This is a genomic window from Kitasatospora sp. NPDC001175, from assembly GCF_053598215.1.
In genome coordinates this window covers 1-12,640 of record NZ_JBSFJU010000003.1, presented here as the reverse complement: position 1 = coordinate 12,640, position 12,640 = coordinate 1, and the positions used below count along the sequence as shown (strand labels likewise).

Genomic DNA, 12,640 nt, shown 5'->3' with positions numbered 1-12,640 from the left:
TGCGGCCCTTCCGTACCGTTCCCGGTAAACCCGGTGGCGCCGTCCCGGCGGGCTTCCATACGATCGCCGCAGCGGGACCGCGCAATCCCGCAGGATGCGGACCGTGGCAGAGCGGCCGATTGCAGTCGCCACCCGGAGGAACCCCGGGTGGCGATCGATGGGGGAGGGGCGGACCTGCTCCGAGCCCGTCCGCGGGTTCGAATCCCGCCGGCTCCCGCATCCGTCCAGGACGGGCAGGCGGCGCCGCGGGCCCTCACGCGGACGGCCTCTCCGGCACCGATCGCGTCAGGTCGCGGACTCGGCAGGCCGATCGGTGCGGGAGCGGTCCGGCGGTCTCACATCTCGGGCCCGTAGGCACCGAGGCCCCGGCAGACGAGTCCCCCACGGAACGTCAGCACCTCGGCGACCGCCTGGCCCCGCTCGTTGCGGTAGTTGATGACCACGGTGTCGATTGAGGCCCGGACGTCCTCGACGGTGAAGTGGAGATCGGGCAGGTGCTGGAGCCCTTTGGTCCAGTACGCGCGCAGGGCGTCCTTGCCGCGTACCTCGCCCGAGGGGTCCGCGAGGAAGTGGACGATCCTGGGCGAGGTGAAGACGACGTCGTCGGTGAAGTGGGCCAGGACCTGCTCCAGATCACGGGAGTTCCAGGCGGCGGCCCACTCCTCGGCGAAGTGCTGTGCGAACGCGAGATCCATACCTGGGGATGCTAACCGTACGGGACGGGGTGCGTCCCGGACTTCCGGGATCCGGACGCGGCCGGGGGCCCGGACCGCCGGTGGACTCGGACTTCAGCAGCCGCTCGTGCGGCTGTCCGGCGGGCCGGCTGATCCGCTGCCGGGTCGCGGCCCGCCATGGGCCCTGCGAGGATTGTCACGGCTCGATGACCGAGGGTGACAGGCGTGTCTCGCGCGACGATATCCGGTGAAAGAGTGGGGCCACGTGTCCGATACACAGGCGTTTGACGTCATCATCGTCGGCTCCGGGGCCGCCGGTGGAATGGCGGCGCACGAACTCGCCGCGGCGGGCCTCCGGGTCCTGATGCTGGAGGCGGGCCGGGACTACGACCCCGGCACCGAGACGCCGATGTTCAACACCCAGGAGGCCGCGCCGCTACGGGCGGCCGTGACGTCGGACAAGAAGCTGGGCTTCTACGACGCCACCGTCGGCGGAGGCTGGGCCATCCCGGATGAGCCCTACGTCCGGCCGGACGGTACCCAGGCGGACGGCACCCTGCCGGACAGCGACCGGTCGTTCGGCTGGTGGCGGCCGCGGATGCTGGGCGGCCGCACCAACCACTGGGGACGGGTGGCGCTACGCTTCGGCCCCTACGACTTCAAGCCGAAGACGCGTGACGGACTGGGCTTCGACTGGCCGATCGAGTACGACGATCTGGCGCCCTGGTACGACAAGGCCGAACGCCTCATCGGCGTCACCGGCCTTCCGCACGGCATCGAGAACGCCCCCGACTCCCCGCCCGGCGTCCAGCTTCCGCCGCCGCCCCCGCGCGCCCACGAGGCCGTCCTCACCAGGGCGTTCGAGCACCTGGGCATGAAGGTGGCGGCGATCCGGGCGGCCGTTCTCACCCGCCCGTTGAACGGACGTGCGGCGTGCCTGTACGCGACGCCGTGTACGAGCGGCTGCTCCAGCCGTTCCAACTTCCAGAGCACGACCGTCCTCATTCCGCCCGCCCGCGCCACCGGGAACCTCACCGTGGTGTGCAACGCCATGGTGTCCCGGGTCGACGTCGACGCGACCGGCCGGGCCACCGGGGTCACCTACAACGACCGGGAGACCGGATCCGAACTCTCGGTGACGGGAAGGGTGGTGGTGCTGGCGGCGGGAACCTGCTCGTCGGTGCGCATCCTGCTCAACTCGAGGAGCGACGTATTCCCCAACGGGATCGGGAACAGCCGCGGTCTGGTCGGCAAGTACCTGATGGACTCGGTCGAGTTCTCGCGGTCGTCGCAGATCCCGATGCTGGAGAAGCTGCCGGTGCTGAACGACGACGGCATGTTCACACCGCACATCTACGTGCCGTGGTGGCTGCTGCAGGAGCAGGCCGAGGGGCAGCTCGGTTTTCCGCGCGGGTACCACATCGAGCCGCGCGGCGGCCGCAGGATGCCGACCACGGGCGTCGGCGGTCTGGTGGACAGTGGGTCCGCGACCTACGGCGACGACCTGCGCGCGGAGGTGCGGCGGAAGTTCGGTACGAGCATCACCCTCATCGGCGAGGGCGAGATGATCCCGAACGAGGACTCCTTCTGCGAACTCCATGCCACGGCCAAGGACAAGTGGGGCATCCCGGTGCTGCAGTTCCACTGGAAGTGGGGGGATTCGGAGGTCCAGCAGGCCATGCACATGCAGGAGACCTTCAACAAGGTCTTCACCCTGCTCGGCGGGGCGCCGGACAGCAGCGAGTTCAAGATGTCGCCGGGCGGCGGGGCTATCCACGAGGTCGGCGGCGCGCGGATGGGCACCTCGCCGCAGGACTCCGTACTCGACTCCTACAACCGCTGCTGGGACGTGAAGAACCTGTTCGTCATGGACGGCGCCGCGTTCGCGTCCAGCCCGGACAAGAACCCCACGCTCACGATCCTGGCGCTGGCGGCGCGAAGCTCGGCCCGGATCCTCGAACTGATGAAGGGCGGCGGACTGTGACCGCGTGCGCCCGACCGAAAACCCGGCAGCAATCGCATGCATGACGGCAGATCAGAAACCGAGGGAGAGATGGACCAGCACAATGCCGCCGGGGTCGGCACCGCGCCGCCGGGCTACGGCACCGATCCCAACCTGGTGACGCCGCACACGCCCTGGCCGCGCACGCTCTCTGAGCGCGAGCGCGCACTCATCGGGGTTCTCGCCGACATCATCCTGCCGGGCACCGGCGAGTACCCGGCGCCGAGCGGGATGGGGATCACCGACTTCTTCGACGAGTGGGTGAGCGCTCCGTACGGCACCCAGCAGGGGCACAGAGCGGTCATCACGGCCGGTCTCGCCATGGTCGACGCGGAGGCGCAGCGCCAGTTCGGGGCCGGGTTCGTCGAGCTGGACCCTTCCCGACAGCGCGCGATCGTCGACCAGATCGCTTCGACCACCGCGGCGGACCGGAAGTTCTTCATCAGGTTCCGGTCGCTGGTGCTCGTCGGCTACTTCACGTCCGACATCGGCTTCAAGGCGATCGGCTATGTCGGGAACGTACCGCTGCTCGGTTTTCCGGGCGTCACGCCCGAGGCGCAGCGCATCATCGACGACGAACTCAGAAAGCTGGGGCTGTGACGTGGATCCGGTGACCGCGGGTGTGCCGCGAATGAAGACGATCAGGGAGTACGTCGAGGCGAGGATCCTCTCGCTGGACGACCTCAAGGGCGCCCTGCAGTTGGCGATGCGACTGGAGTTCGCCACGATCCCGCCCTATCTGTGCGCGCAGTGGTCGGTCCAGAACGATCCGGACCGCACCGAGGGCGTGCTGCACCGGATCGTCAGTCAGGAGATGGGCCACTTCGCACTCGCCGGAAACCTCCTGGCCGCGGTCGGCGGCCGCCCGTCGATCGCGCACGCGGACTTCCTGCCGAGCTATCCGCTCAGTGAGCTGCCCGGCGGCATCCCGCAGGAACTCCCGGTCGACCTCAAGCCGTTGCGCAGGGAACAGCTCGCGGTGTTCATGCAGATCGAGTATCCCGAGTTCCCGCCCATCGCGCTGCAGGCCGAGCTGCCGCCCGCGACGATCGGTGCCTTCTACGACACGATCATCGCGACCTTCCAGGCGGTCAAGCCCGACATCGACCAGGACGCGCACGCGGTGGAGCTGCCGGCCACGAACCCGATCAGAACCGTCGCCGACGCGATCGACACCATCGACCGGATCAAGAGCGAGGGGGAGGGGACGCAGGGGTCGCCCGAGGAGCCGTCCGGCGACGGGGCCGGCCATGCGCACTACTACCTCTTCAAGGAGCTGTACGTCCAGAAACGGCTGGTGAAGGTCGGTGAGAAGTGGAGCTTCAGCGGGTCACCCGTCACCCTGCCGGACGTGTACGACTTCGGGTCATCCCAGGCCCGGCCGAACCCCTCGGCCGAGTTCAACCGCACCCTGAAGCAGCTGCTGATCGATCTGGAGACCTGCTGGACGAACGGCGCACCGCCGAACGTGGCCGCGATGTTCCGACTCCAGATGATCGGACGGGACTTGATCAAGCGGGGGATCCGCCCGGAGTTCCGGTGGGACGACGGATCGGCCTGAACCCGCCAGAAGGCGGGAAGCCAGCACCGCCTCCGTGGTCTCGGGAGGCGGTCCGGTGAGTACGAGGCAGTCGACCGCCGACCGTTCCACGGGCCGAGCGCGCGCACGCGGCCGTCGCTTCGCCGCCGCCCCTGCCACCTGCTTTTCCCCGGGAGGAATCCTTATGATCACGAGGCGACGTGTGCTGGAGGCGGGGGCCGTCGGTGGCGCGTGTCTGTTGCTGCCTGCCGAGACGGCACTGCCGGTGCGGGCGGCAGGTGCGCTGGACCCGACAAAGGTGGAGAAGTATGTCGCCGAGCTGGTGATACCCCCGGTGATGCCGAGGGACTACCGGGACCGGAAGGCCGACGTGGACCGCTACACGATCGGTGTGCGGCAGTTCCGGCAGCAAGTACTGCCTCCGGGGAACCCGGCGACAACCGTCTGGGGATACGGATCGGTCCGGCACAGGGGAACCTTCAGCTTCCCCGCCCTCACCATCGAGGCGGAGTTCGGCAGGGCGGTGCGGGTGACCTGGATGAACCAACTGCGCAACGCCCAAGGCCGCTACCTGCCGCATCTGCTGCCGGTGGATCCCACACTCCACTGGGCGAATCCTCCCGGCGGGCTGTCGGGACGGGACTCACGTCCCGCGTTCACCTCGACTCCGGGCCCCTACCGAGGGCCGGTACCCATCGTGACCCATCTTCACGGCGGGCTGAACGAGGAGGAGAGCGACGGCTATGCGGAGGCGTGGTACCTGCCCGACGCGCGCGACATCCCCAGAGGCTACGCGTCAGTCGGTTCCTTCTACGAGGAGTTCGGGAGGAAGTTCGCAGTGCGGTTCGGGCAGGGCTGGGGCAGTGGAGCGGCGGTGTTCCAGTACGCGAACCGTGGCCGAGCCGCCACGCTCTGGTTTCACGATCACGCGCTGGGTGTCACCCGGCTGAACGTGTACGCCGGACTGGCAGGCTTCTATCTCCTGCGTGGTGGGCCTGACGACCTGCCGCAGGGCGTGCTTCCCGGTCCCGCGCCCAAGCCGGCCGACCCCCCGGGGACGAGGTACTACGAGATACCCGTGGTCATTCAGGACCGGTCTTTCAACAACGACGGCAGCCTGTCCTATCCGACGAGCCGAGCGTTCTTCGACGGGTTCAAAGGCCCCTACGTTCCCGGCAGTGACATAGCGCCGATCTGGAACCCGGAGTTCTTCGGCAACTCCATCGTCACCAACGGCAGGACCTGGCCGGTGCTCTCGGTGGAGCCGCGCCGCTACCGGTTCAGGTTCCTCAACGGGTGCAACTCACGGTTCCTGATCCTGAAGATCATCGCCGATCGGTCGGCCCGCCGACCGGCATCGCCGGCCCTGCCCTTCTGGCAGATCGGAAGCGATGGAGGCTTCCTGCCCGCACCGGTCCAGCGCGACCAACTGCTGACCGCACCCGCCGAACGCGCCGACGTCATAGTCGACTTCACCTCCCTCCCGGTCGGAACCGAGCTCTACCTCGTCAACGAGGCCCCGGACGCCCCGTTCCAGGGTGGCACTGCGGGTACGGACTTCGAACCGGCCGACCCGAGGACCACCGGGCAGGTCATGAAGTTCGTCGTGAGGCCGCTCACGGCGCCGGATACCACCGTGCCACCCGCCCACCTCGCCCTCCCCGCTTTCAGACCCCTGGGCCCGGCGAGCCGCACCCGGAAGCTCTCCCTGAACGAGGTGAACTCCGCCCGCCTCAACGGGGTGGGCCCCCGCGCAGTGCTGCTCGGTACCCTGGGGCCCGACGGCAAGCCGGTCCTCATGGGGTGGGACGGTCCCATCACGGAGGACCCCGCGCTCGGGGCGACCGAGATCTGGGAGTTCCACAACCTCACGAAGGACGCCCACCCGATCCACATCCACGAGGTGCAGTTCCAGGTGGTCGACCGGCAACCAGCCGGACAGGCAGCCCGCCCTCCCGATCCCTGGGAGAACGGTTTCAAAGACACCGTGATCACGTATCCGAACGGCGTCACCCGGGTCAGAGTGAAGTTCGATCAGCCGGGCCGGTACATGTGGCACTGTCACATGCTCGACCACGAGGACAACGAGATGATGCGCCCCTACCGCATCGGACCGGCCTGATCCCGGCTGCCAGGACCGGCGAGAGGCCGAAGGTATCGCCTCACACGGCGAACCGTCCGAGGCGATACCTTCGGCCGGCGGCCGAGGTGGCCGCCAGCCGTCTCACAGCTCGCGGCTTTCGGGCCCGCCGCCTTCCCCGGTCTCGTGACCGCAGGGCGCGGGGGCGGATCCGTCAGCCGGAGGAGGGATCAGCTCGCCGCGGTGAACGCGGCCTGGAGCCGCGGGATGTAGTCGGCGAGTGCGGGAGCCCAGCAGCCGTAGTCGTGGCCGCCGTCGCACGTGGGGGAGAGCGACGAGCCGTTGCCGTAGTCGACCAGGCGGCTGGGGATGCGGAGCTGGTCCAGGCGGGTCTTGACGGTGTTGGAGGCGATCTCGGTGAAGTGGTCGATGGGCCACTGGTTGCCGGTGTAGAGCGTGATGCCGGTTCCGCCGAGCCTGGCCAGGTTGGCGGTGGCGGCGGGGTCGACCTCGTTCCAGATGTGGTCCGCGTTGAAGACCGGGTACGGCGAGCCGAAGATCGCGTCGCTGTCGACGTAGGGCCCGTAACCGGTGCACCGGCCGGTACCCGCAGGGGTGGAGGTGCTCACGGCGCACCACGCGCCCGTGACGTTGAGTTCCGTGGCCAGGACGGCCGCGCGGATCTCCGCCATGCCGAAGTCGATGCCGCCGGACAGCGAGGCGGTGTGGCCGAACAGGTCGGGACGGGCCTCGGCGTAGCGCAGTGCGCCGTAGCCGCCCATCGACAGGCCGACGACGGCCCGGTGGGACCGGTCGGCGATGGTGCGCAGGTTGGCGTCGATGAAGGGGACGACCTGGGTGGTGTGGAAGGTCTGCCAGTTCGCCGCGCCCATGGCTGTGTTCTGCATGGCCCAGTCGGCGTACCAGCCCTTCAGACCGCCGTCCGGCACCACGGTGATCATCGAGTCCGAGTGCAGCGCGGGGGCGGCCGCGGCGTCGTCCACGGTGCCGCCTCCGCCGTGCAGGAAGTACGTCACCGGCCACCGCTTGCCTGGGTCCGCTCCGTAGCCCTGGGGAAGGAAGATGCGGATCCTGTGCTCACCGGACAGCTGCCGGGTGGTCACGGTGATGGTGAAGTCGGTGCTCGAGTGCACCTCGGGGGCGCCGACCTGGGTCAGGCCGAACCCGTCGGTGAACGCCGGAACGGAGGCGGCGTCCGCGTGTGCGGGCGCGGCCCCGAGCAACGCGGCCAGGGACATCGCCGCGGCGGCGACGGCTGCTTTCGCGTGCAGTCGCCAGGTGGGTAGAAGTGACTTCATGCTCGTCCTTTCGGAACGCGGGTGACATTCACGGTGCGGGAGTGGATGCCGCTCGTCCGGGCCGTCAGTCCTCCGGTGCCGTCCGGTACTCCGGTCCGGCGTGCCTGGTGCCCCCGCGCTCGCGGTGCCGGGCGTGGGGGCACCGGGTGGAAGGGCTTCGGTCCGGTCAGGGGTCAGAGCGCGCAGAAGGCGTTGAGCGTGGCGTTGCCGGTGTCCTGCTGGCCCTTCGTCCCGGCGAGCAGGTGGAACTCGTTGTTGGCGCGGACCACCTGCTTGGTGCCGTCCTCGCTGGCCAGCCAGTCGCTGAAGTAGCCCAGCACGGCGCCGTTGTGGCCCCAGGCCCACTGCCCGCAGGGCAGTTGCTCGTGGATGATGCCCAGCCCGTAGCCGGTCGTGCTGCCGCTGGCGACCGGGACGGTGGTCTTGAGCTCGGCCTCCTGCGCCGGCGGCAGGAGCTGTCCGGTCAGCAGCGCCCGGGAGAAGGTGGCCAGGTCGTCCAGGGTCGACACGATCGCTCCGGCGGCCCCGAAGGTCTGGACGTCCGAGGCCGTGACATCCCTGATCACGATGCCGATCACCGGATACTCGTACCCGTGCAGGTAGTTGCCGTGCAGGGCCGGATCGGCGGTCGGGAAGCCGGTGTTGTGCAGGCCGAGCGGTTCGATGATCCGGTGCTGGATCTCGGTGGCCGGGTCGTTGCCGGTGACGGCCTTGATCACCATGCCCGCCAGCACGTAGTTGGTGTTGGCGTACTCCCACCGCTCGCCCGGCGCGGAGGTGGGCTTGTGCTGCGCGAGGGCGAGGTTCACCAGGGTCTGCGGCGGCCAGGGCTGGTTGGGGTTGGCGTTGATGGCGTAGGTCAGGGCGAAGCCCGAGTCCTTGGCGTAATCGGGCAGGCCGGAGGTGTGGTTGAGCAGCTGGCGGATCGTTATCTTCGTCCCGTCGTAGCCGTTGGCGTTGACCGCGCCGGGGAGCCACCTGTCGACGGTGTCGTCGATCGAGAGCCGGTGTTCGGCCTCCAGCTGGAGCAGCACGGTGGAGGTGAACGCCTTGGTGTTGCTGCCGATCCGGAACTGGGCCTTGGGATCGGCGGGCACCCTGGTGTTGATGTCGCCGACACCCGCGTGCACGTACTGGGTGGTGTCGCCCTGGCGTACCAGGCCGATCACGCCGGGGTATCCGTCGGCGACGCCCTGCTGGGCCCCGGCCTGGAGGATGCCGGCCGCGGTCGACGCGTCCGCGTTCGCCGGGCCGGCACCGGCCAGGGCGGCGAGCACCAGCGTCGCGCCGACGGCGGTCAGACGTAGGGACTTCATCGGACTCCTCGATCTGTAGATGGTCCTGGCACTGCGGTGAGTTGACGCGGCGCCGGGGAGGTGAGCGGGCGGCAGCGGATGTGATCCGCCTGGTGAACCGCAAGGAGTTGTGCGGCCCCGCACACCGTGGGCGGTGTCCGCGGTTCCGGGCCGGTCACTCCGGACCCCGGTGCCGCGGACCGGGTAGCTCCGATGGTGGTGCTCGTGCGGCTCCGGGGACAGGCCAGGGCACCGGCCATCTATGACCGGTCGTCACGGAAGGCTCACCGGCAGCCGTACGCACCGGTCTTACGAGCCGGCTCGGTGGGTGCCGGGCGGTGAGTCAGCCCGGCACGTGGCTGCGCCGCCTCGGCGGACGGCAGGCTCCTGCCGTCACGAGGGTCCGCTCTGCGCGGAGGGGAATCTGGCCGGCACGTAGTTGGCCTGCTGCTGGCGGAACGTGTGGCCGAGGTGGTGTTGCAGCCGGACGTGGCGGAACTGGTAGACCGCGCCGGTCTGGCGCAGCACTCCGCGGTGGTACGCGTCGTCCAGGAAGGCAACCGTGTCCCAGGGCAGCTTGCCGGTCAACGGCAGCCAGCCACGGGACAGCAGGACCCACTGCCCCCAGGCGGTGAAGGCGAGGGCGTAGGAGACCGAACCCCCGAGCCCGCCGACCGCACCGATGAGGAGCCCGTCCGACAGCCCCCAGTTCAGCGGTCCGAGCGGGCCCTGGAGCAGGTCGACGACCAGGCGCCCGCCGAGGGAGATCGCGAGGGTGAGCAGTGGCGCCAGGACGAGGACCTGCTGGCCGACCGTGGTGCGGTTGGCGGACAGCAGGCCGACCGGTGTGGCGGCGGAGGCGACGTCCACGGGCGCCTCCAGTGCGGCTGTGAGCCCGAAGACCAGCCCGGCGGCCGAGCCGAAGATCAGCCCGAAGACCAGCATGTTGATCAGGATGCCCTCGATCACGGCAGGGTTGTCGAGCGGGATCCCCGGGTACACCGCGCGCTCGAGGGCGAGGGCGCACGCGAATCCGACGCCCATGACGAATCCGCCGAACAGACCGTTGCCGAAACGGCCGGTGAACGTGTGGATCGGCCGGCGGCTGATGCGGCTGTGGGCGCCGGGCAGCCGCAGCCGCACGCGCGCCGGCTCGAAGGCCGTCCCGCCGCCGTACGCGATCATGACTGCGTACACGGCTCCGAAGGCGAGTCCGGCGACAGGCCCCATGAGGCTCCCCTGCAGCAGGATCTCGCCGATCCCGAGCCGGGTGACGAACGGGCAGACCAGCCAGTCGGACAGGGTGATGCACAGCCCGGTCGCCAGCACGACGGCCATGATGCGGGTCGAGCGCGGCAGCGAGTCGCCGATCTGCCACCAGGCGAGGTCCTGCCGGTCGTGGTCGAGCCGGACCAAGTGGTGGGCGAGGTAGCCGAGCCAGCGCCGGACGCGGTCAGAGTCCCGGTTCGGCTGCCGGCGTCGTTGGCCGCCCTCGGTCTGCTCGGGGACGCGGCGCCGGTAGACGGCCGGCACGAAGCCCGCCAGCAGGTGTTCCTCCAGGGACTTCCTGGTGGGGAACCGTGTGGTGTCCAGCAGTTCGGCCGGATTCCGGCCGGGCGTCTCGCTGTACATGGTGCGCGCCAGGATGACCATGAGCGGGGTGGTCAGCACCTCGGCAAGGGGCGCGCTCGCCGGGGTTTCCCGGGCGCGCAGTTCCCCGAGGACGACGTCCCACACCGCCCCGGTCCCGCCGTCGCCGTCGTGGTCGCCACCGTGGCCGCTGCTGTTGCCGTGACCGACCGTTCGAGCGGTCCGGGGCAGGTAGGTCACGAGGTCGTCGATGGCGAGGTCGGTGAGCTCGATGCCGGCAGCCCAGACCAGCGGTGCGTGCGCCGCTTGGACGGCTTCGGCGAACTCGCCGCGCCGGCTGGTGAGAACGAGTGGGAGCGAGGTGGCGTTGAGTGCCTCGAGTGCCTCCCGGCGCAGGCCTTCAGCGATTTCGTCGAACCCGTCCAGGACCGGGAGGATGAGGTCGGCGTCGACCAGCGCGGAGGCCGTGGTCGACCCGCTGGGGCTCCTGCGGGCCAGGTGCGGGTGGTCGCGCAGCAGCCGGCCGATCAGCCAGTCCCGGAGTGTGATGGCCGTCGGGTCCCAGGAACCGAGACTGAAGATGACCGGTACCCGGCCGGGAACGGGCGAGGCTTCGAGGACGTCCAGGACGAACCTGATCGTGAGAATCGACTTGCCCGAGCCGGCCCGGCCGAGAATCACCAATCGGCCGGAGGAGATCCGCCGGTAGACCTCGGCCACGCTCCGCAGGTCACCGCTCAGGTCCACCTGGCGCGGCACGACCCCCGGCCCGAGACGCTGGATGTTCTCCTGCAGGTCCGTCAGGCCGGCGGGCGCCTGCTGCCACCGGACCGGCAGCGGAAACGGATCGTGGACCCGGCGCTGCTCCTCCTCGCGACGCCAGCGACGCCTGACCTCCCTCGCCAGCTCCTGCGCGGCGTCGGCGAGCGCACCGGGCACCGGCAATGGCGAGGGGACCGCGGGCGGGGGAGGCTCGTCGAGTTGTTCCGGTGAACTGGTGGTCAACTCGGCCGAGTCAGCCATCGGTTCGGCCGAAACAGTCACCAATTCGGTTGGAACCGCCATTGATTCGGGCGGATCGGCCACCAACGCGGGTGGTACGGGAACCGGTTCAGGTACCCCGGAAGCCACTTCGTTCTGCGATCTCGCGAGCGTGGCCGCCAGCCGTCGGCGGTCCTCGTACCCGACATCGAGGGCGTCCGCCAGCAGGTTCACCGTTCCCAGCCGATGATCGGTGGACTTGCCGGTCTCCAGCCGGCGAATGGTGCGAACGCTCACCCCGGAACGTTCCGCCACCTGCTCCTGCGTCAGCCCCGCCTGATGGCGCAGCCGACGTAGCAGCGGGCCGAGCTGATCTGTCACCGGGTCGCCTCCCTACTCGCCAGTATGGCCGCTGGTGAGCCTATCGTGACGACCGGTCACATCTGGCCGGTGCCTTGGCCTGTCCGCAGATCAGCGCGGACTCCACGATCAGTGACCGGGTGGCCGCACGGACGGCGGCAGGTTGCAGGGCCGCGGAGGGTGGGGGCGACGGCCCGGGCGGTCGGGCAACCGGCCCGGTCCGGTGGCCACCCGCCGATCGGCCGCACCGCGTGCCGGTGATGGAGAGGACGACCGCGTACGGCGACATCCGAGGAGTCAGCATGGCGTACCGCTACTGGTGCGGTGAGTGCAGCTTCAAGACACCGTGGCTCACCGAGTCCCAGGGCGAGCAACAGCAGATCGAGCACTATGCCAAGCGGCACCCCGGTGTTCCCCCTGGTGGCCATGTCGAGGTCGACCGGAGGAATCCGGTCGGAGGCCGTGGCTGCCTCCAGATGGTGGCGATCGCGCTCCTGTTGCTGATTCTCGCGGCTTCGTGCCGCCGCTAGGCAGTGTCCTGGCGATCACGAGCGAAGCCAGATGACGAGTGCGGCTGCGGTGACGGTGCCGAGGTAGACGTAGCCGCGCTTGTCGAATCTGGTCGCAACTGCACGGAAGGCTTTGAGCTTGTTGATCGCGCGTTCGACGGTGTTGCGCTTCTTGTAGCGGTCCTTGTCGAACCCGGGCGGCCGGCCCCCGGCCCTGCCGCGTCGGATCCGGTTGGCGGCCTGATCGGCCTTCTCCGGAATGACGTGCCTGATTCCGCGTCTGCGCAGGT

The 12,640-nt window shown here is 69.5% G+C and carries 9 protein-coding genes, 1 tRNA gene and 1 pseudogene; 6 read left to right on the top strand and 5 right to left on the bottom strand.

Going from position 1 to position 12,640, the window contains the following annotated elements:
- Positions 1 to 98: 98 nt before the first annotated feature.
- Positions 99 to 216, top strand: a tRNA-OTHER gene (locus ACWDAK_RS03380).
- Between the two features lie 119 nt (positions 217 to 335).
- Here ACWDAK_RS03380 and ACWDAK_RS03375 read toward each other — a convergent pair.
- The gene (locus ACWDAK_RS03375) at positions 336 to 695 is read right to left on the bottom strand and encodes a nuclear transport factor 2 family protein (protein WP_344634510.1); all 360 of its coding nucleotides are present in this window, start codon (positions 693 to 695) and stop codon (positions 336 to 338) included.
- Between the two features lie 244 nt (positions 696 to 939).
- Here ACWDAK_RS03375 and ACWDAK_RS03370 point away from each other — a divergent pair, with 244 nt between their 5' ends.
- The 4 genes from ACWDAK_RS03370 (at position 940) to ACWDAK_RS03355 (ending at position 6,338) form a co-directional block, all read left to right on the top strand.
- Complete coding sequence (locus ACWDAK_RS03370; protein ID WP_427394346.1) at positions 940 to 2,658, top strand: GMC family oxidoreductase; 1,719 nt, start codon at positions 940 to 942, stop codon at positions 2,656 to 2,658.
- A 69-nt stretch (positions 2,659 to 2,727) separates the two neighbouring features.
- Positions 2,728 to 3,276 (top strand): gluconate 2-dehydrogenase subunit 3 family protein, encoded by a 549-nt coding sequence (locus ACWDAK_RS03365; protein WP_344634508.1) that lies wholly within the window; start codon positions 2,728 to 2,730, stop codon positions 3,274 to 3,276.
- Between the two features lie 31 nt (positions 3,277 to 3,307).
- Positions 3,308 to 4,237, top strand: coding sequence for a ferritin-like domain-containing protein (locus ACWDAK_RS03360; protein ID WP_427394345.1), 930 nt, complete (start codon positions 3,308 to 3,310; stop codon positions 4,235 to 4,237).
- A 163-nt stretch (positions 4,238 to 4,400) separates the two neighbouring features.
- Positions 4,401 to 6,338: a multicopper oxidase family protein gene (locus ACWDAK_RS03355; protein WP_344634506.1), complete on the top strand. Its 1,938-nt coding sequence runs from the start codon at positions 4,401 to 4,403 to the stop codon at positions 6,336 to 6,338.
- A 188-nt stretch (positions 6,339 to 6,526) separates the two neighbouring features.
- On the opposite strand, the gene ACWDAK_RS03350 is transcribed toward ACWDAK_RS03355, so the two are convergent.
- From ACWDAK_RS03350 to ACWDAK_RS03340, 3 genes are all read right to left on the bottom strand, one after another.
- A complete protein-coding gene (locus tag ACWDAK_RS03350) occupies positions 6,527 to 7,615 on the bottom strand; it encodes an alpha/beta hydrolase (protein WP_344634505.1) in 1,089 nt (362 codons plus the stop codon).
- A gap of 173 nt (positions 7,616 to 7,788) precedes the next feature.
- Positions 7,789 to 8,931, bottom strand: coding sequence for a serine hydrolase domain-containing protein (locus ACWDAK_RS03345; RefSeq protein ID WP_427394344.1), 1,143 nt, complete (start codon positions 8,929 to 8,931; stop codon positions 7,789 to 7,791).
- Between the two features lie 372 nt (positions 8,932 to 9,303).
- On the bottom strand, positions 9,304 to 11,862 hold the full coding sequence (locus ACWDAK_RS03340; protein WP_427394343.1) for a helix-turn-helix transcriptional regulator: 2,559 nt from the start codon (positions 11,860 to 11,862) through the stop codon (positions 9,304 to 9,306).
- 281 nt (positions 11,863 to 12,143) lie between these two features.
- Between ACWDAK_RS03340 and ACWDAK_RS03335 the strand changes: the two genes are divergently transcribed.
- Positions 12,144 to 12,371 carry a hypothetical protein gene (locus ACWDAK_RS03335; RefSeq protein WP_449806443.1) on the top strand — a complete coding sequence of 76 codons (228 nt, stop codon included), beginning with the start codon at positions 12,144 to 12,146 and terminating at the stop codon, positions 12,369 to 12,371.
- Positions 12,372 to 12,386: 15 nt separating this feature from the next.
- Here ACWDAK_RS03335 and ACWDAK_RS03330 read toward each other — a convergent pair.
- Positions 12,387 to 12,640 (bottom strand): annotated as a pseudogene (locus ACWDAK_RS03330) (IS5/IS1182 family transposase); the annotation flags it as partial.